The 18,317-nt window shown below is 70.6% G+C and carries 15 protein-coding genes and 1 pseudogene; 7 read left to right on the top strand and 9 right to left on the bottom strand.

The window, feature by feature from the left end:
• Window positions 1–54: 54 nt before the first annotated feature.
• Window positions 55–1,878 carry an aspartate--tRNA ligase gene (gene aspS, locus OG624_RS21410; RefSeq protein WP_371639708.1) on the bottom strand — a complete coding sequence of 608 codons (1,824 nt, stop codon included), beginning with the start codon at window positions 1,876–1,878 and terminating at the stop codon, window positions 55–57.
• Between the two features lie 181 nt (window positions 1,879–2,059).
• Between aspS and OG624_RS21405 the strand changes: the two genes are divergently transcribed.
• Both OG624_RS21405 and OG624_RS21400 read left to right on the top strand, forming a co-directional pair.
• The gene (locus tag OG624_RS21405; protein ID WP_371639707.1) at window positions 2,060–4,339 is read left to right on the top strand and encodes an ATP-binding SpoIIE family protein phosphatase; all 2,280 of its coding nucleotides are present in this window, start codon (window positions 2,060–2,062) and stop codon (window positions 4,337–4,339) included.
• A 108-nt stretch (window positions 4,340–4,447) separates the two neighbouring features.
• A complete protein-coding gene (locus OG624_RS21400) occupies window positions 4,448–5,512 on the top strand; it encodes an AI-2E family transporter (protein ID WP_033214743.1) in 1,065 nt (354 codons plus the stop codon).
• 12 nt (window positions 5,513–5,524) lie between these two features.
• Here OG624_RS21400 and OG624_RS21395 read toward each other — a convergent pair whose 3' ends face one another.
• From OG624_RS21395 to OG624_RS21370, 6 genes and pseudogenes are all read right to left on the bottom strand, one after another.
• The gene (locus OG624_RS21395; RefSeq protein WP_037862631.1) at window positions 5,525–6,520 is read right to left on the bottom strand and encodes a pirin family protein; all 996 of its coding nucleotides are present in this window, start codon (window positions 6,518–6,520) and stop codon (window positions 5,525–5,527) included.
• Between the two features lie 117 nt (window positions 6,521–6,637).
• Complete coding sequence (locus tag OG624_RS21390) at window positions 6,638–7,018, bottom strand: hypothetical protein (protein ID WP_161293619.1); 381 nt, start codon at window positions 7,016–7,018, stop codon at window positions 6,638–6,640.
• A gap of 115 nt (window positions 7,019–7,133) precedes the next feature.
• Window positions 7,134–8,093, bottom strand: coding sequence for an ArsR/SmtB family transcription factor (locus OG624_RS21385; RefSeq protein ID WP_371639706.1), 960 nt, complete (start codon window positions 8,091–8,093; stop codon window positions 7,134–7,136).
• 111 nt (window positions 8,094–8,204) lie between these two features.
• On the bottom strand, window positions 8,205–8,663 hold the full coding sequence (locus OG624_RS21380; protein ID WP_371639705.1) for an SseB family protein: 459 nt from the start codon (window positions 8,661–8,663) through the stop codon (window positions 8,205–8,207).
• Between the two features lie 81 nt (window positions 8,664–8,744).
• On the bottom strand, window positions 8,745–8,960 hold the full coding sequence (locus OG624_RS21375) for a DUF397 domain-containing protein (RefSeq protein ID WP_371639704.1): 216 nt from the start codon (window positions 8,958–8,960) through the stop codon (window positions 8,745–8,747).
• Window positions 8,869–9,799, bottom strand: a pseudogene (locus OG624_RS21370) (helix-turn-helix domain-containing protein). Before OG624_RS21370 ends, OG624_RS21375 begins: the two are co-directional and overlap by 92 nt.
• On the opposite strand from OG624_RS21370, the gene OG624_RS21365 reads away from it, so the two are divergent.
• The 5 genes from OG624_RS21365 to OG624_RS21345 all read left to right on the top strand — a co-directional run bounded on the left by OG624_RS21365 (window position 9,790) and on the right by OG624_RS21345 (window position 14,518).
• Window positions 9,790–9,957, top strand: a complete 168-nt coding sequence (locus OG624_RS21365; protein ID WP_371639703.1) for a hypothetical protein — start codon at window positions 9,790–9,792, stop codon at window positions 9,955–9,957. The pseudogene OG624_RS21370 and the gene OG624_RS21365 sit on opposite strands and share 10 nt — an antisense overlap.
• Window positions 9,954–10,319, top strand: coding sequence for an ATP-binding protein (locus tag OG624_RS21360; RefSeq protein ID WP_161293609.1), 366 nt, complete (start codon window positions 9,954–9,956; stop codon window positions 10,317–10,319). Before OG624_RS21365 ends, OG624_RS21360 begins: the two co-directional genes overlap by 4 nt.
• 117 nt (window positions 10,320–10,436) lie before the next feature.
• Window positions 10,437–12,263 (top strand): acyl-CoA dehydrogenase, encoded by a 1,827-nt coding sequence (locus tag OG624_RS21355; protein WP_033214752.1) that lies wholly within the window; start codon window positions 10,437–10,439, stop codon window positions 12,261–12,263.
• Window positions 12,264–12,398: 135 nt separating this feature from the next.
• Window positions 12,399–13,124 (top strand): hypothetical protein, encoded by a 726-nt coding sequence (locus OG624_RS21350; protein WP_033214754.1) that lies wholly within the window; start codon window positions 12,399–12,401, stop codon window positions 13,122–13,124.
• Window positions 13,125–13,225: 101 nt separating this feature from the next.
• Window positions 13,226–14,518 (top strand): M18 family aminopeptidase, encoded by a 1,293-nt coding sequence (locus OG624_RS21345; RefSeq protein ID WP_033214757.1) that lies wholly within the window; start codon window positions 13,226–13,228, stop codon window positions 14,516–14,518.
• A gap of 23 nt (window positions 14,519–14,541) precedes the next feature.
• Here the strand turns inward: OG624_RS21345 and OG624_RS21340 are convergent, their stop codons facing one another.
• Window positions 14,542–16,383, bottom strand: a complete 1,842-nt coding sequence (locus OG624_RS21340; protein WP_161293607.1) for an NHL domain-containing thioredoxin family protein — start codon at window positions 16,381–16,383, stop codon at window positions 14,542–14,544.
• A gap of 317 nt (window positions 16,384–16,700) precedes the next feature.
• Entirely contained in the window at window positions 16,701–18,314 is a 1,614-nt protein-coding gene (locus OG624_RS21335; RefSeq protein ID WP_033214761.1) for a recombinase family protein, read from the bottom strand.
• Window positions 18,315–18,317 lie beyond the last annotated feature (3 nt).

Below are 18,317 nucleotides of genomic sequence, written 5' to 3'. Positions count from 1 at the left end.
CCCCCCTCCTCGCCGGAGGGGGGCGCCGCCTTCGTCGTATCAGCGGGCCGGACGTCAGCCCCGCGGGGACCCGGCGTCCGGGGTGACCGCGTCGGAGACCGGCCGCTCCGCCGCCTTCGTCTCGACCGGCTTGCGCAGCGCGATGTTCAGCTCACGCAGACGGGCCTCCTCCAGCACCGTCGGCGCGCCCATCATCAGGTCCTGCGCGTTGCCGTTCAGCGGGAAGGCGATGGTCTCGCGGATGTTCGGCTCGTCGGCCAGCAGCATCACGATGCGGTCCACGCCCGGGGCGATGCCACCGTGCGGCGGGGCGCCCAGGCGGAACGCGCGCAGCATGCCCGCGAACTCGCGCTCGACCGTCTCGGCCTCGTAACCGGCGATCTCGAAGGCCTTCAGCATGACCTCGGGCTCGTGGTTGCGGATGGCGCCGGAGGACAGCTCGATGCCGTTGCAGACGATGTCGTACTGCCAGGCCAGGATGTCCAGCGGGTCCTTCTCCTCCAGGTCCTTCATCCCGCCCTGCGGCATGGAGAAGGGGTTGTGGGAGAAGTCGATCTTGCCGGTCTCCTCGTCCTTCTCGTACATCGGGAAGTCGACGATCCAGCAGAACCGGAAGACGTTCTCCTCGAAGTGGCCCGCGCGCTTGGCCGCCTCGACGCGGACGCCGGACATGATCTTGGAGACCTCGTCGAACTCACCCGCGCCGAAGAACACGGCGTGGCCGGGGACCAGACCCAGACGCTCGGTGAGGACCTTGACGTTCTCCTCGGTGAGGAACTTGGCGATCGGGCCGGTGAGCCCGCCGTCCTCGCCCACGCGCACCCAGGCGAGGCCCTTGGCGCCCAGCGAGATCGCGTACTCGCCGAGGCCGTCGAAGAACTTGCGCGGCTGCGCGGCGGTGTCCGGGACGGCCAGGGCACGCACGTGCTTGCCGGCGAACGCCTTGAACTCCGAGCCCTCGAACACGTCGGTGATGTCGACGAGCTCCAGCTTGGCGCGCAGGTCGGGCTTGTCGTTGCCGTACTTCAGCATCGACTCGCGGAACGGGATCCGCGGGAACGGCGAGGTGACCTCGCGGCCGTTGCCGAACTCGGTGAAGAGCTCGGTCATCAGGCGCTCGATCGGCTGGAAGACGTCCTCCTGCTCGACGAAGGACATCTCCACGTCGAGCTGGTAGAACTCGCCCGGCGAACGGTCGGCGCGGGCGTCCTCGTCGCGGAAGCACGGCGCGATCTGGAAGTACCGGTCGAAGCCGGAGATCATCAGCAGCTGCTTGAACTGCTGCGGCGCCTGCGGCAGGGCGTAGAACTTGCCCGGGTTCAGACGGGACGGCACGACGAAGTCACGGGCGCCCTCGGGAGAGGTCGCGGTGAGGATCGGCGTCGCCATCTCGTTGAAGCCGAGGGCCACCATCTTCGAGCGGATCGACGCGATGACGGCCGAGCGCAGCATGATGTTGCGGTGCATGCGCTCGCGGCGCAGGTCGAGGAAGCGGTACTCCAGGCGCCGCTCCTCGTTCACACCGTCGTCGGTGTTGATCGTGAACGGCAGCGGGGCGGCCGCGCCGAGGACCTCGACCGCGGAGACCTCGATCTCGATCTCGCCGGTCGGCAGCTCCGGGTTGACGTTGTCGGCGCCACGGGAGACGACCTTGCCGTCGATCCGGACGACGGTCTCCTTGGTGACGCTGCTCAGCGCCTCGTTCGCCGCGGTGCCGGGCCGGGCGACCAGCTGCGTGATGCCGTAGTGGTCGCGCAGATCGATGAAGAGGATGCCGCCCAGGTCTCGACGGTTGTGCAGCCAGCCGCTCAGTCGGACGTCGGCGGCGACGTCAGAGGCGCGGAGCTCGCCGCAGGTGTGGGACCTGTACCGATGCATCAGTCATCCAGTTCTACGCGATACCAGGGTGGATTCAACCGTCCCAAGGTTACCGTCCGGGAAGGAGGCGGGTCGGGCACTCCCTCCAGCCTGCACGAACGCGTCCGCGGCCGGCGGGCGGACGCGTCCCGAGGGGCGGGCGAACAGGCACGTGACGGATATGACCTGTAAAGATGGCCGAGTGCGCACCGAGGACGTTCTGGCCGCCATCGCGACCGGCCTGTGGCGATGGGACAACGCCTCCGGGACGGTCACTCTCGACGGCGAGGCCGCCCGGCTGCTCGGGCTGCCCGCCGAACCGGTGGTGCTGCCGGAGGTGGCCGTACGGTCCCGCTTCCACCCGGTGGACTGGAACGAGATCAACGGGATCGTGAACCTGGCCGTCGCCGAGGGCACCCTCGCCGAGGCCCGGCTGCGGATCATGGACGTGGACGGCCGGGTGCTGCGGACCGTACGCAGCCGCTCCAAACCGGTGGAGAACCGGGCGCCAGGGGGGTCCCCCCGGACGAAGTCTGGGGGAGGGACCACGGACTACGAGCTGATCGGCACCATCCAGGAGATCGCCGAGCCGCAGCCCGGCACCACGGCCGCCCACACGCCCATCACGGGCGACTGGCGGCGCTCCCGCGAGGCCTTCCTGCTGGACGCGGGGCGGGCGCTGGCGGAGGCACGGTCCACGGCCGAGGTGCTGCGGGTCGCCGCCTCGCTGTCCATGCCCGGTTTCAGCCCGGACGGGCTGGCCGTCTTCGGCGTGGCCGGGGACCGGCTGTCGATCATCGGGCACCACGGGCACGATCCGGGGGACGAGGGCCCGTTCTCCGACATGCCGCTGGAGACGGCGTACCCGGCCGCGGAGGTCGTCCGGACCGGCCGGGCGATCTATCTGCCCACTCCCGAGGACTACAAGCGGCGCTTCCCGGCGGCCTGGCCGCTCGCCCGGCGCTTCGACCGGGTCTCCTGGGCCTTCCTGCCGCTGATCGTGGCCGGGCGGACCATGGGCGCCTGGATGGCCGCGTTCAAGCACCCGGCGTCCTTCTCGCCCGACGAGCGGTCCGTCCTGACGACGGTGGCCCGGATGCTGGCGCAGGCGCTCCAGCGCGCCGTGGTGGCCGAATCCGAGCGGGAGCTCACCACCGGCCTGCAGCGGTCGATGATGCCGCAGCTCGGCCCGGAGATCCCCGGCATGCGGATCGCGGCCCGCTACGTCCCGACGGGCGGCGGGCTCCAGGTGGGCGGCGACTGGTACGACATGATCCCGCTGCCGTCGGGCAGGTTCGCGCTGGTCATCGGCGACGTGCAGGGCCACGACGTCCGGGCGGCCGGGCTGATGGGTCAGCTGCGGATCGCCGTACGGGCGTACGCCTCCGAGGGCCACCGGCCGGACGCGGTGCTCTCGCGCGCCTCCCGCTTCCTGGCCGGGCTGTGCTCCTCGCCGGAGTCCGACCCGTACGCGGACGACGGCGGCCGGGGCTCCGACGCCGACTCCTACTTCCTGAGCCCGCGGTTCGCGACCTGCCTGTACGTGGAGTGCGATCCGAGGACCGGCATGCTGGAGGTCGCCCGGGCCGGCCACCCCGATCCCGCGATCCGGATGGCCGACGGCACCGTCCTGATGCGCCCCACCGCGGGCGGGCTGCCGCTGGGCATCGATCCCGAGTCCGACTACCCCACCACCCGGTTCACCCTGGAACCCGGCGAGACGATGATGCTCTGCACCGACGGGCTCATCGAGACCGGCGGGCACGACCTGGACACCGGCTGGGCGCGGCTGCGGGCGGTCCTGGAGTCCGACGCGCACGAGAACGCCTACGAGCCCGCCTACGACGCGCAGGTCCCGGGAGCGGGCGCCGACACGGTCGGGCCGCTCGCGCCGCCGCACCTCGAACGGCTGGCCGACCTGCTGGTCCAGGCCGTGCACGGGCCGTCCTCGCACCACACCACCGGCCCGCTCGCCGACCGCCGCGAGGACGACATAGCGGTGGTGCTGCTGTGCCGCGAGAGCGCGGAGCGCCCCCCGGGCGCGGCGCCGGCGCACCCGGCCCGGCCCGTGCGCCGCACCGTGCTGACCGTGGCGCAGGTGGAGCCCGAACGGATCGCGGGCGTACGACAGCAGATCCGCGAGCTGCTGCACGACTGGGCCGACCCCGACCAGGTGGACTCGGCGGTGCTGATGGTCTCCGAGATGGTGACGAACGTGCTGACGCACACCGACGGCGACGCCCTGCTGGTCGCGGAGGCGATCGGCGAGCTGGGCGCGCGCCGGCTGCGCGTCGAGGTCGCGGACGGCAGCGACGAACTCCCGCACAAGCGGCAGCCGGGGGAGATGTCCTCCAGTGGCCGCGGGGTGCTGCTGATGGAGATGCTGGCCGACGCGTGGGGCGTGGACCCTCGGGGCGAGGGCAAGTCGATCTGGTTCGAGCTGCACGAGCAGTCCAAGACGGACGCCGACCCGAAGTTCTGACCCGCAGGCCCGCCGGCCCGCGACCCGGCGGTGGGGCGGGGCGCGGCGGGGCGCGGCGGGGTGTGGCGGGGTGTGATGGGGCGCGGCGGGGTGTGATGGGATGCAGCGGTGTCCGATCCCCTCCTGCCCGCGCCCGTACGGCGGCTCGCCGCCTGGTGCGGCGTCGTCCTGCTCGTGACCGCGGTCCTCGCCGTCGGCGTATGGCTGTGCACCGTCTTCGACGACGTCGTGACGCCCGTACTGCTGGCCGTGCTCGGTACGGCCCTGCTCGGGCCGATGCACCGGCGCCTGGTCCGCATGAAGATGAACCGCTCGCTGGCCGCGGCCCTGACCTGCCTCGCCGTGGTCGCCGTCGTCGGCGGGGCCACGTACATCGTCGTCCTCGCGCTCATCGAGACCGGCGGCCAGATCGTCGACGCGCTGCGGCGGGCCGGTGAGAGCGTCGCCGAGCACTTCGGGGCGGTGGGCACCTCGTTGGAGGACATCGCCGCGAACTCCAAGGACCTGCTGACGAAGTTCGGCGGGACGGCCGCCTCGGGGGTGGTCGCGGGGCTCAGCGTGGTGGGCTCGATGATCGCGATGGTGCTGCTCGCGCTGGTGCTGATCTTCTTCTTCCTGCGCGACTCCGACCGGGCCGTGGGAACGCTGCGTTCGATCGTCCCGAGCCGCTCGGGCGACCTGATGGAGGCCATGGGGCGGCGCGCCTTCGAGGCCGTCGAGGGATTCATGCGCGGGACCACGTTCGTGGCCCTGGTGGACGCCGTGCTGATCGGCGCGGGTCTGCTGATCCTCGATGTGCCGGGCGCGCTGGGGCTGGCCGCCCTGGTCTTCGTGACGGCCTACATCCCGTACCTCGGGGCGATCCTGTCGGGCGCCGTGGCCGTTCTCGTGGCCTTCGCCGACCGGGGCTGGGTCATCGGCCTGTGGGCGCTGGGCCTGGTGCTGCTGGTCCAGATGATCGAGGGCTACGTACTGCAGCCGGTGGTGCAGAGCCGCACGGTGCAGATGCACCCGGCGGTGGTGATGCTGGCCATCACCGCGGGCGCGAGTGTCGCCGGGATCCTGGGGATGCTGCTGGCGGTGCCGTTGACCGCCGCCGTCTTCGGGGTGATCTCGGAACTGCGGGCCCGGTACGCCGACGATGCGGCGCCCGGGCCCGTGGATCCCGCGTAGCGGGCCTTCGGGTCAGTCCTGGTCCGCCGCGCCCGTGCCGCGGTGGCCGAGGCCGGTGCGCGCGGTGGTGGGGATGCGGCCCAGCCGGCCCGCCTGGAAGTCGTCGAAGGCCTGCTGCAGTTCGTGCTGGCTGTTCATCACGAACGGCCCGTAGTGCGCCATCGGCTCCCGGATGGGACGTCCGCCGAGGAGCACGATCTCCAGGTCCGGGGCGTTGGAGTCCTGCGACGCGTCCGCCCGCACGGTGAGCGAACCGCCCTCGCCGAAGACGGCCGTCTGCCCGGTCTGTACCGGCCTGCGGTCCTCCCCGACCGACCCGCGCCCGGCCATGACGTACGCCAGGGCGTTGAAGTCCTCGCGCCACGGCAGGGTGATCTGAGCGCCCGGCGAGACGGTCGCGTGGATCATCGTGATCGGGGTGTGGGTGATGCCCGGGCCCTGGTGACCGTCCAGCTCACCGGCGATGACGCGGAGCAGGGAGCCGCCGTCCGGGGTGGTCAGCAGCTGGACCTGGCCACCGCCGATGTCCTGGTAGCGCGGGGGCATCATCTTGTCGGAGGCCGGGAGGTTCACCCACAGCTGGAGGCCGTGGAACAGCCCGCCGGACACGACGAGGGACTCCGGCGGGGCCTCGATGTGCAGGAGGCCCGAACCGGCGGTCATCCACTGGGTGTCACCGCCGTTGATGATCCCGCCGCCGCCGTTGCTGTCCTGGTGGACGAAGGTTCCGTCGATCAGGTACGTGACGGTCTCGAAGCCGCGGTGCGGGTGCCAGGGGGTTCCCTTCGGCTCGCCCGGCGCGTACTCCACCTCGCCCATCTGGTCCATCATGATGAACGGGTCGAGGTACTGGTAGTTGATCCCGGCGAACGCGCGGCGCACCGGGAATCCCTCACCCTCGAACCCACCGGGAGCGGAGACGACGGCCAGCACCTTGCGCGGGACGGCGGCCTGCGGCTCGGCCACGCGCGGAAGGGTCAACGGGTTCTCAACAGTCACTGCGGGCATGGTCAGGACCTCCTTCTGCGTCGAGTTTAGTTGAAACTCGAACTTTCTGCCACACCGGCACAACAGAAGGACCCCGGAGGAAATTTCCTCCGGGGCCTCAGCGGTCCTGACCTGCGGTTACGGCGAGACGATGACCGAGTTGATCGGTGAGAGGTTCACCGCCACCCACTGGTCGACCGGGATGTTGGTGCAGGTCCCCCCGCCGTTCCAGCCCGTGCACAGCTTGAACTTCCAGTTCTGCGTCTGGTTGTTGAGGACCCAGTGCCAGTTCTCCTGGTTGCTGAGGTTGTAGGTCCCCGCGTTGCTGAACCGCAGCGACGGCTGGACACCCGCCGCCGGCGAGCCCTCCGGCCAGATGCACGCCTCACCCGATCGACACCCCTCGACCGTGTTGTACGAGGCCTGGGCCGGTCCCGCGGCCAGCACCCCCGTGCCCAGCGCCAGCGTGGCGGTGGCCGCCACCGTGGCGAGCGTCGTGCGGATCGTCGTACGGGCCATCTCTGCCTCCTCGTGGATGGGGCGGGGGGGTCCCCCGTGAATCCCCCCCGCGGCACCGATACTCCGGGCGGACCGGGCCGGGCCGCGATCCTTTCGGGCAGGCCCGAAAGGAGGGTCAGCCGCCGCTGTGGAGCAGGTCCACACCCAGGCCCGTCACCGAGTGCAGGACCGCCTTGCCGTCGCGTTCGCTGGTGATCAGACCGGCCGCCCGCAGGGTGCGGGTGTGTTCGGAGGCCGAGGGCAGGCTGATGTCGAGATCCCGGGCCAGCTCACTGGTCGTGCGCTGCTCGATCAGCGACTGGAGCACGGCCGCCCGGGTCCGGCCCAGCAGGGCGTCCAGCGCCCCCTGCGCCGGGCCCGGGCCGACCAGCGGGAGCGGCGTCAGCGCCGGGTAGAGCAGCACGCACCTGCCGTCCGGGCCGTCCGGCCCCTCGGCGAGCAGTGGCCGGCCCGTCCAGAACGGCGAGGGCATCAGCAGCAGCCCGCGGCCGCCGAGGTGGACCTCGTAGTGCGGCGGCCCCTCCACCTCCAGCACGGTGCCCGACCAGGCGGCCAGCGGATGCGTGCCGGCCAGGCAGGCCTTGATGCCGTGCGCGGCCAGCAGCCGGGTGCGCCAGGCGACGTCCGCCTGGAAGGACTGCCGGATCCGCGACCAGTGCGGGGCGACGACCGCCTCGTGAGCGGATCGGAGCGCGCCACCGAGCTGGTCCCACGCCTCACGGTCCTGGGCCCACAGGGCGTGCACCCAGGACGGGGAGCCGGGGGCCCGGGCGGCGACGCGGTGCAGCTCGTCGGGGGTCAGGAGCGGGCCGGCGTCCCGTACGACGGCCAGCCCTTCCTCCAGGGTGCGCGCGTACGGCTCGACGAACTGCGGGTTGTCGCCGTCGGGGCGCAGGAGGTCCAGGAGCGGGCGGGCGCGGCCGGGCAGCTCCCGGCCCACACGGCCGCGCCAGCGGCCGAAAACCGCCGGTCGGTCGCTGCGCTGCCAGGCGACGATCGCCATGCCCAGTTCCACCAGCGGCAGCGGCTCGCTCGCGAAGGTGATGTTGAGCAGGTCCTCCGCCGTGAAATGCACCCGCAGCACGGTCCGCCCCCCGTCAGACGTCGGCCGGCACGACCACGGCCACGCGCGGCCGGCCGGGCGGCCGCGCGGTCATGGCCTCAGCCGTCCGCGCGGCAATGGCGTCTAGCCATACATCCGGCGCATCGCGAAGTCGACCATCTGCTCGACCGCCTTGGCGTCGAAGACCATCCGGTGGTCGCCCTCCATGTCGAGGACGAAGCCGTATCCGGTCGGCAGCAGGTCGATCACCTCGGCGCCGGTGATCACGAAGTACTTGGACTCCTTGCCGGCGTACCGGCGCAGTTCCTTGAGCGTGGTGAACATGGGGATGACCGGGTGCTGCGTGTTGTGCAGCGCCAGGAATCCGGGGGTGTCGCCGCGCGGGCAGTAGACCTTCGAGGTGGCGAAGATCTGCTGGAAGTCCTCGGCGGAGAGGGACCCCGTGGTGAAGGCCCGCACGGCGTCGGCGAGGGAGGGCGGGGACGGCTCCGGGTACAGCGGCGGCGCTTGCTGCGCGTAGCCCTGCGGGGGCTGCTGCGCATACTGCTGCTGCGCGCCCGGGTTCTGGTCGTAGCCGTACATGCGGCCCACCCTATCTAGCACCTGCCCCCATACCGGCCGGTACCGGCCAGTCCCCTCCGGGGCGGGCGCGACGGGACGGCTTCAGTCGGGTAGCTCTCCGGCCTTCAGCGCCCGCACGAACGGCCCCCACGCGTCGGCTGCGACGATCACGGCGGGGCCGTGGGGCCTCTTGGAATCCCGGACGGGCACGAATCCTGCTACGCCGTCAGCCACCTCGACACAGGTGCCTCCATCGCTGTTGGTGTAGCTGCTCGTACGCCACCGCGCTGCGTCCAAGTCGGTTCGGCTGCTTGCCATTTCGGTAGTCCTCCACGGCCGCCTCGATCATGGCGAGGGACGCCTTCGGCGGTTGCGCGGCGGCCCTCAGCAGATCGTACGACCTTCGGTACCGCTTCACGAGGGACGGATCGTCGATGGTGACACCACTGTGCAGGGACTCCGTGTACACCAGCGGGGGTGCGTTCCCGAAGGTCAGGATGAGAACGGTTCCCGCTGCCATGAACGGGTGCGCTCCGGCATTCCACGGGACGATCTGTGGAACGATCCGCTTACGCCGCGCCAAGGCCGCAACGTGGTCGAGTTGATCCGCCATCTCTTGGAGCGGAAGGATCGGCAGCCGCAGCAACGACTCGTGCAGGATCACCCCGTACTCGGGCACCCCTTGGGTGCCCTCGAAGAGGTCGGCCCGCGCCAGTCGGGCCCTGATCTTGACGTCGGTCTCCTCACGGGGCTCAAAACGGGCGTTCCGCCCCCGCGAGGGCCCGCGCGTACGCCTCCGTCTGCAACAGACCAGGGAGCGCCGTCGGGCTCCATTCCTCGATGGTTTCCGCGAGCTTCTCAGCTTCCAGAACCCTCTCGGCGTACCTGGCACGGCCGACGCTCCGGGCCTTCCGGACGTCCTCGCAGCGCCGCTCGAAGAACCCGTCGGTGTGGAGCACGCGGTCGACATGACAGGCCAGGTCCACCGGCATCCGCCTCTGGCCGCGCTCGATCTCGCTCAGGTACGTGGCCCCGTAGAAGCTCCCTCCCACCGTCTGCTGAAGCGTGAAGCCCGCTTCCTCACGCCTCCGGCGCAGCTCCTTGCCGTAGAAAGCGGGAACGCTGTCGGAGCCGTCGATGTCCTTACGTGCAGCCACGATCGGCGCTCACCGCGCACGGGATCACCCTCCCCTCACTGGACCTGCACCTCCGCTCCTACGCCGGGCGGTACGACTCGCCACCCCTCATCACCCTCGGCAACTGCAGCGCCGCCACGGCGCAGCGATTGGCCGACGCCCTGCTCGCGGCGCGGTGAACGACCTCACGATCCGGCTGCTCGCAGCCCCCGAGGCGGCCCGCCTCCTGCGGCACGCCGTGCGCGAGCACCTCGGGCCGGACGGCCACGCGGACGCGGAGCTGTGCGTCACCGAGCTGCTGAGCAACGTGATCACCCACCTCGGCGCCGGCACCCCGGTCACCCTGCGCGTCAGCGGGAGCGGAAGGGCAACCCGTACACGGGTCGAGCTCACCGACCCCGCGCCGAGGGCCCGGCCCGTACGGCGGGAGGCCGCCGGGGACGACGAGTCCGGGCGCGGCCTCGCCCTGCTGGAGGCCGTGGCGCTGCGATGGGGAGTCACCCAGGGGTATCGGACCAGGACGGTCTGGTGCGAGCTTTGACCCTGGTCACAGTCCACGCGGAAGGGTTGCCGTTATTACCGACGGGTAGCATCATGTTGTTACCGATTGGTATGTACGAGGAACCCTGTCTCCCCGAGCCTTAACGGAGCCGTCGCCATGGGGCACTACAAGTCGAATCTCCGCGACATCGAGTTCAACCTCTTCGAGGTGCTCGGCCGCGACAAGCAGTACGGCACCGGTCCGTTCGAGGAGATGGACACCGAGACCGCCAAGAGCGTCCTGTCCGAGCTCGCCCGCCTCGCCGAGAACGAGCTGGCCGCCTCCTTCGAGGACGCCGACCGCAACCCGCCGGTCTTCGACCCGGCCACCAACACCGCGCCCGTCCCGGCCTCCTTCAAGAAGAGCTACGAAGCCTTCATGGACTCGGAGTACTGGCGCCTGGGCCTGCCCGAGGAGATCGGCGGCACCACCTCGCCCCGCTCCCTCATCTGGGCCTACGCGGAGCTGCTGCTCGGCTCGAACCCGGCCATCTGGATGTACTCCTCCGGCCCGGCGTTCGCCGGCATCCTCTTCGAAGAGGGCAACGAGGCGCAGAAGAAGGTCGCGCAGATAGCCGTCGAGAAGCGCTGGGGCTCCACCATGGTCCTCACCGAGCCGGACGCCGGCTCGGACGTCGGCGCCGGCCGCACCAAGGCGATCCAGCAGGCCGACGGCTCCTGGCACATCGAGGGCGTGAAGCGCTTCATCACGTCCGGTGAGCACGACATGGAGGAGAACATCCTCCACTACGTCCTCGCGCGCCCCGAGGGCCACGGCCCCGGCACCAAGGGCCTGTCCCTCTTCCTCGTCCCGAAGTTCCACTTCGACTGGGAGACCGGCGAGCTGGGCGAGCGCAACGGCGTCTACGCCACCAACGTCGAGCACAAGATGGGCCTCAAGGCCTCCAACACGTGCGAGATGACCTTCGGCGACCAGCACCCCGCCAAGGGCTGGCTGATCGGCGACAAGCACGACGGCATCCGCCAGATGTTCATGATCATCGAGTTCGCCCGGATGATGGTCGGCACGAAGGCCATCGCCACCCTCTCCACCGGCTACCTGAACGCGCTGGAGTACGCCAAGGAGCGCGTGCAGGGCCCGGACCTCGCGAACTTCATGGACAAGACCGCGCCCAAGGTCACCATCACGCACCACCCCGACGTGCGCCGCTCGCTCATGACGCAGAAGGCCTACGCCGAGGGCATGCGCGCCCTGGTCCTCTACACGGCCTCCGTGCAGGACGAGATCCAGATCAAGCAGGCCGCCGGCCAGGACGCCTCCGCCGAGATCGGCTTCAACGACCTGCTCCTGCCGATCGTGAAGGGCTACGGCTCGGAGAAGTCCTACGAGCAGCTCGCCCAGTCCCTGCAGACCTTCGGTGGCTCCGGCTACCTGCAGGAGTACCCGATCGAGCAGTACATCCGCGACGCCAAGATCGACACCCTCTACGAGGGCACCACGGCCATCCAGGGCCAGGACTTCTTCTTCCGGAAGATCGTCCGCGACCAGGGCGCCTCGCTGAACATCCTCAGCGAGACGATCAAGAAGTTCCTGGCCGAGGCCGTCGGCGGCGAGGAGCTGGCCGGCGCCCGCGACGCGCTCGCCAAGGCCGCCGTCGACCTGGAGGCCATCGTCGGCCAGATGATCGTCGACCTCACCGCCACCGGCGAGGACGTCAAGAACATCTACAAGGTCGGCCAGAACACCACCCGCCTGCTGATGGCCTCGGGTGACGTGGTCGTCGGTTACCTGCTGCTCAAGGGCGCCGCCGTGGCCGCCGAGAAGCTGGCGACCGCCGCCCCGAAGGACGTCCCCTTCTACACCGGCAAGATCGCCGCCGCGAAGTTCTTCGCGTCGCAGGTCCTGCCGAACGTCTCGGTCCAGCGCCGACTGGCCGAGGTCGTCGACAACTCCCTCATGGAGCTCGACGAGGCCGCCTTCTAGGTCGGTCGCACCCCGCTCACACCCGCCGGCGGCCGGGCCCCCCGCACAGGGGCCCGGCCGCCGGCGCGTACCCGGCCCCAGGCCCCTGCCCTGCGGCTTTCCCCTATGTCAGTCGTTCATGGGACGCTCGTAGACATGAGTGCACAGGATCAGCACGGCAGCAGGGGGTACTCGGTCCCCACCGGGCGTCCGTACGCCCTCAAGGAGCTGCAGGCGAGCCTGGGCAGCCTCGGCGACCACCTGCGCGAGCTCTACGACGGCGCCCACCCCGCCGAGTACGACACCATCGCCGACGCGCTGTACGTGGCCTTCCGGACGGCCACCGGACTGGCACCCGCCAAGAGCTACACCGGCTGCCCCGAGCACCCCAACGGCGCCCTCGACCCCGAAGCGCCCGAAGGCTGGGGCCGCTGCCTGATCTGCAACGACCGCCGACGCCTCGGAGAGCGCCACCGCGGCGGCCCACCCGCCGCCGCCGGAGAACAGCGGCGCCTGGGCTACCCCGTACCGGACCCCCCGTACACGCTCCAGCGGCTGCGCACGTACGTGCGCGCCGTCGAGGACCAACGGTTCCACCTGGGCCTGTCCTCACCCGCCGAGGACTTCGTCCGCATCGCCGACGACCTGCACCGCGCCTTCATCGTCGCCCGCGAACTGTCCCGTCCGCGCAACGCCTCGGGATGCTCCGAACATCCCGGCGCGCCGATCGACCCCGACGCTCCTCCCGGTGAGGCCTGTATCTTCTGCGCCGGACGCAAGAGACGCGCGCAGCGCTCCCCGCAGACCCCGGAGATGCTCCCGCGCATCCGCCGGGGCGAGCGCAGACAACTGCAGCGCCGATTCGAGCGTCCGCCGGGCTGAAAACCGGCGGGACCGCAGATCACCCACCCTGCGGACCCCGACCTCCGGCCATCCCTCGCAGTCCGGCCATGGCGAACACGACCGTCGTTAAGGTGAACCACATGAGCTCTCCCGCCCGCTTCGACCGCGGCCACACCGACGATCTGATGACCTTCCTGACGGCCAGTCCGTCGCCGTACCACGCCGTGGCCAACGCGGCGGAGCGGCTGGAGAAGGCGGGCTTCAGGCAGTTGTCGGAAACGGACGCCTGGGATGCGGGCACCGGGGGCAAGTTCGTGCTCCGCGGCGGTGCGCTCATCGCCTGGTTCGTTCCCGAAGGCGCCGCCGCGCACACGCCGTTCAGGATCGTCGGCGCGCACACCGACTCCCCGAACCTGCGGGTCAAGCCGCTGCCGGACACCGGCTCCCAGGGCTGGCGGCAGATCGCCGTCGAGATCTACGGCGGCACCCTGCTCAACACCTGGCTGGACCGCGACCTGGGCCTGGCCGGGCGGCTGACCCTGCGCGACGGCACCGAGCGGCTGGTGAACGTGGACCGCGCACTGCTGCGCGTACCCCAACTCGCCGTGCACCTGGACCGGTCGGTGAACAGCGACGGCCTCAAGCTCGACAAGCAGCGTCACATGCAGCCGATCTGGGGTCTGGGCGATGTGCAGGAGGGCGACCTGATCTCCTTCCTGGAGGAGGAAGAGGACCTGGAGCAGGGCTCGGTGGCCGGCTGGGACCTGATGGTCCACTCCATCGAACCGCCCTCCTACCTCGGCCGTGACCGCGAGCTGGTCGCCGGCCCGCGCATGGACAACCTGCTGTCGGTGCACGCGGGCGTCGCGGCGCTGGCCGCCGTCTCCACCTCCGACAAGCTCGACCACATCCCGGTGCTGGCCGCCTTCGACCACGAGGAGAACGGCTCCCAGTCCGACACGGGCGCGGACGGCCCGCTGCTGGGCAACGTGCTGGAACGTTCAGTCTTCGCCCGTGGCGGCTCGTACGAGGACCGGGCGCGGGCCTTCGCCGGCACCATCTGCCTGTCCTCGGACACCGGGCACGCCGTGCACCCCAACTACGGTGAGCGGCACGACCCGACGCACCACCCGCGCGCCAACGGCGGACCGATCCTGAAGGTCAACGTCAACCAGCGGTACGCCACCGACGGCAGCGGGCGCGCGGTGTTCGCCGCCGCCTGCGAGCGGGCCGGTATCCCGTGGCAGACCTTCGTCTCCAACAACTCGATGCCGTGCGGCACCACCATCGGCCCGATCACCGCCGCCCGGCACGGCATTCAGACCGTGGACATCGGCGTCGCGATCCTCTCGATGCACAGCGCCCGCGAACTGTGCGGCGCGGACGACCCGTTCCTCCTCGCGAACGCCCTGGTGGCCTTCCTGGAGGGCTGAGCCCCCAGGAAGGCCGGTGTCGGCTACCCCTCGGCGTCCATCCCGGCGAGGACGAGGGGCAGCCGGGAGGTGCCCTCGGCGGTGACGCGGACGGGCACACCCCAGTCCTGCTGGTGGACGTGGCAGGCCGGGTACTCGTTGGCGGGGTCGTCGTCGCAGGACGCCGCCATCGCCGAGACGTGCAGGACGCCCTCGGTGACCTCCGGGTTCAACGCCAGCTCCCGGAACAGGTCGCTCCCGGCCCCCTCGCCGGCCGCCAGCAGCTCGGGCGGGGTCGAGGAGACGAGCAGCCGCGTGGAGGGCCCGTAGCGGGTGTCGAGCTTCTGCCCGCTCGGCGCCTGGAAGACCACGTCGAGGCGGAGCGTGCCGGGGGCCACCTCGGTGGCGGCCCGCTGCGTACGGTGGGCGACCGCGTCCACGCGGACCGCCTCCTCCGGCAGGCGCAGCCGCGTCAGCCGGTGCGCGGCCGACTCGACGACCACGATGTCCTCACCGACCAGCACGGCGTCGCTGGGCTCGCGCAGATCGGTCGCCAGCGTCGAGACCTGGCCGGTGGCCGGGTCGAAGCGGCGCAGCGCGTGGTTGTACGTGTCGCACACCGCGACCGAACCGTCGGGCAGGGCGGTCACCCCGAGCGGGTGCTGGAGCAGCGCCTGGGCGGCGTCCCCGTCGCGGTGGCCGAAGTCGAACAGCCCGGTACCGACGGCCGACGTGATCACGTACCCGTCGTCACCGGCTTCGACGTAGCGCAGGGCGCTGGTCTCGGAGTCCGCGATCCACAGCCGGTCCCCGGCGGCCGCGAGCCCAGAGGGCTGGGCGAACCAGGCCTCGGCGGCCGGCCCGTCGAGCAGCCCCTCGTTGGTCGTACCGGCCGCGACCTCGACCGTCCCGGCCTCCGGGTCCCAGGTCCACAGCTGGTGCACACCGGCCATGGCGATCCAGACCCGGCCCTGCCACCAGGCCACGTCCCACGGCGAGGACAGGTCCACCTCCAGCGCCGGCCCGGAGGTCGGGGAGCCCTGCCACCACTGCCGGCCGGTCCCGGCGACGGTCTCCACGTGCCCCGTGGCCGGGTCGTAGGTGCGCAGGGCGTGGTTGACGGTGTCGGCGACGACGACCCTGCCGTCGGGCAGCAGCGCGAGGCCCTGGGGCTCGCTGAAGCTGTCCCCGCCGAAGCCGCGCTCGCCGCTGCCGACGCGGCGTACGACGCTCTCGCCGTCGGCGGCCAGCTCCACGAGCTGGTGCCGGGTGGAGTCGGAGACCAGCAGGTTCCCGGACGGCAGCAGCAGCGCCTTCCCGGGGAACCGCAGGGCGCCGGCCACCGGCTCGGGCGCCACGTACGGCCCGTCGCCGCGCCGCAGCGTGCCCTTGGCCTCGTGCTCGGCCTCCAGCTCCTCGACCAGGCGGGCGATGGCGTGCGCGTGCCCCTCACCGGCGTGCTGGGCGACGATGTACCCCTCGGGGTCGATCACGACGAGCGTGGGCCAGGCGCGTACGGCGTACTGCTTCCAGGTCGCGAGCTCGGGATCGTCCAGCACGGGGTGGTGCACCTGGTACCGCTCGACGGCATCGACGACGGCGGCGTGCTCGGCCTCGTGCACGAACTTCGGGGAGTGCACACCGATGATCACGACGGTGTCGCGGTGCTTCTCCTCCAGCTCGCGCAGCTCGTCGAGGACGTGCAGGCAGTTGATGCAGCAGAAGGTCCAAAAATCCAAGATCAATGTGCGACCTCGGAAGTCGGCGAGCTTCAGATCCTTCCCTCCGGTGTTGATCCAACCACCCTTGCCGATCAGCTCGGGGGCACGGACTCGGGCACGGCGGGGCGCGGGCGCGGGGGTGGGCGCCGGGGCAGCATCGTTCATCCTTCAAGCTTGCCATCCGCTGATGAAGGCGGGATCACGCCCGTACGAAGCGACTCAGGGCACCCGCTCCACCACAGCCACTTCCGAGAACTCCCGGGGGAAAGCCATGTGACCGGTTCGTCCGGTGTGCTGGATGCACATGTCGGTGTACACGTCAGTGTTCCCGGTCGGTTCGGCGAATCACCGGCAGTTCGGGTTCAGGCACCGCGCAGTTGCCGTGGTCTCGGCCGATGGGTGGCGGCGCATGACGTAGCTCACGTACCGCAGCACGGCTTTCTCGCTCACGTCGACTCCCCGTAATGCGGGTGATATTCCACCTACGGCGACTCAGAGCATCTCTTGAAGAGGTAGGGGGCTTCGACCGTCATTTGGTCACTTCGTCCCCCCGTTGACTCCACCCCAGCCTCGCCTCTGGTCGCCCAGACGATCCGGCAGCGCTCGTCACCGTTGAACCTCACGCCCACCCTGCCCCGCTGAACTTCCACGCGATCGATCGCGAGCCCAAGGCGTTCACGCCTTCCGGCCGCATCATCGGTTTCCCATGCCTCACGTAGCAGGCCCCCATCCAGGAGCGAAGACATGTCCACGGACGGGGTCGGCATCCGCACCAGATCCGCGTGCAGCCCATCGATCCGGGTACGGAGTCGTCCTGCGAGCCGCTCGTACCGGTCGATCCCGTCTGCGCCGGTGAACTCGCCACGGACGTACCTGGCCTCCTCCAGGTCCGCCAGACGGGCCCCTTCGTCCGCGATCTCCGCCTCGATCGCGTCCCGCTTCGCGAAAACCTCCGGGTCCTCCCGCTGTGCCCAGCGATCGGCGATCACGGCGAGGAGCGGGTGCTGGGGCTCCAGGGCCGGCAGGCATGAGAGGAATGCCCGGGTCACATAGTCGTCGATGCTCTCGACCCGAGCCGATACGCCGGAGCATCCTCGCCCCATCCGGTGGCTGGAGCACTGATACGACGTGCCGGCCTTACTCATCCGGGCCCCGCAGAGCCCGCAACGTGCCATCCCGGTGAGCAAAGACTTCCCTTGCTTGTGACCGTGCCGCTTCCCCGCCAGAGGGAAGGTGCGCGCTTCGAGCTGACCGAGGATGAGTTCCCGCTCCCCGACCGTGATGATCCCCTCGCCGATACCCACAGTTTCCAGCGTCTCCGGGTCTCGGTAGGGAGAGACCCGATTCATGTACTTGCGTGTCCCGTCCGGCTGCTCCTCGTACTCGGTCTGCGGCATGAGACCGGCGAAGGCCGGTGAGCGAAGGAGTTGCATGACGCTGGACGCGTTCCACTCGCCTCCACGGGCGGACTGCACCCCGTGCTCGTTCAGCAATCGGGCGATGTGGACGAGAGCCTTCCCGGAGAGCGCCTCATCGGCGATGAGGCGGGCGTAGACGGCGGTCTCGGAGTCGTGGACGAGCTTTTTCGTCTCCGGGTCCACCAGCAACCCGTAAGGCGGCTGTCCGCCGATCCACTGGCCCCGCCGGCGTAGGTACCGTTTGGCGTTGCCCACGCGCATCCCAAGGTTGCGGGACTCGTTGCACGCCAGTTCCGCCAGCATCGCGATGGCGGCCCTGGCACTCTCGTTCTTCGTGTCGAGGCCGTCCATGACGGAGACCAGTCGTCCGCCGACCCGGCCTATGTCGTCCAGTGCCTTGCCGACCTCGCCGATGCCCTTGCGGGACAGGCGGTCGAGCTTCCAGACGATCAGAACGCCCACGACGCCGGCCGCGGCTGCTGTGATCGCCGCGTCGAACCCCTTGCGGCTGACGTTCTTGTAACCGGAACGCCCACGGTCGATGTGGACCTTGCGGACGGTCAGCCCGTTCCGCTCCGCCCATGCGCGGCAGTCGGCTTCCTGGCGGTCGATCGCCGTCGCGCCGTCCCGGTCCAGAGACAGGCGCAAGTACAGGTCAGCCGTGGCGTGTTGGTGCACGCA

The organism is Streptomyces virginiae, assembly GCF_041432505.1.
GTDB lineage: Bacteria > Actinomycetota > Actinomycetes > Streptomycetales > Streptomycetaceae > Streptomyces > Streptomyces virginiae_A.
This window is presented reverse-complemented; position numbering and strand designations above follow the sequence as displayed.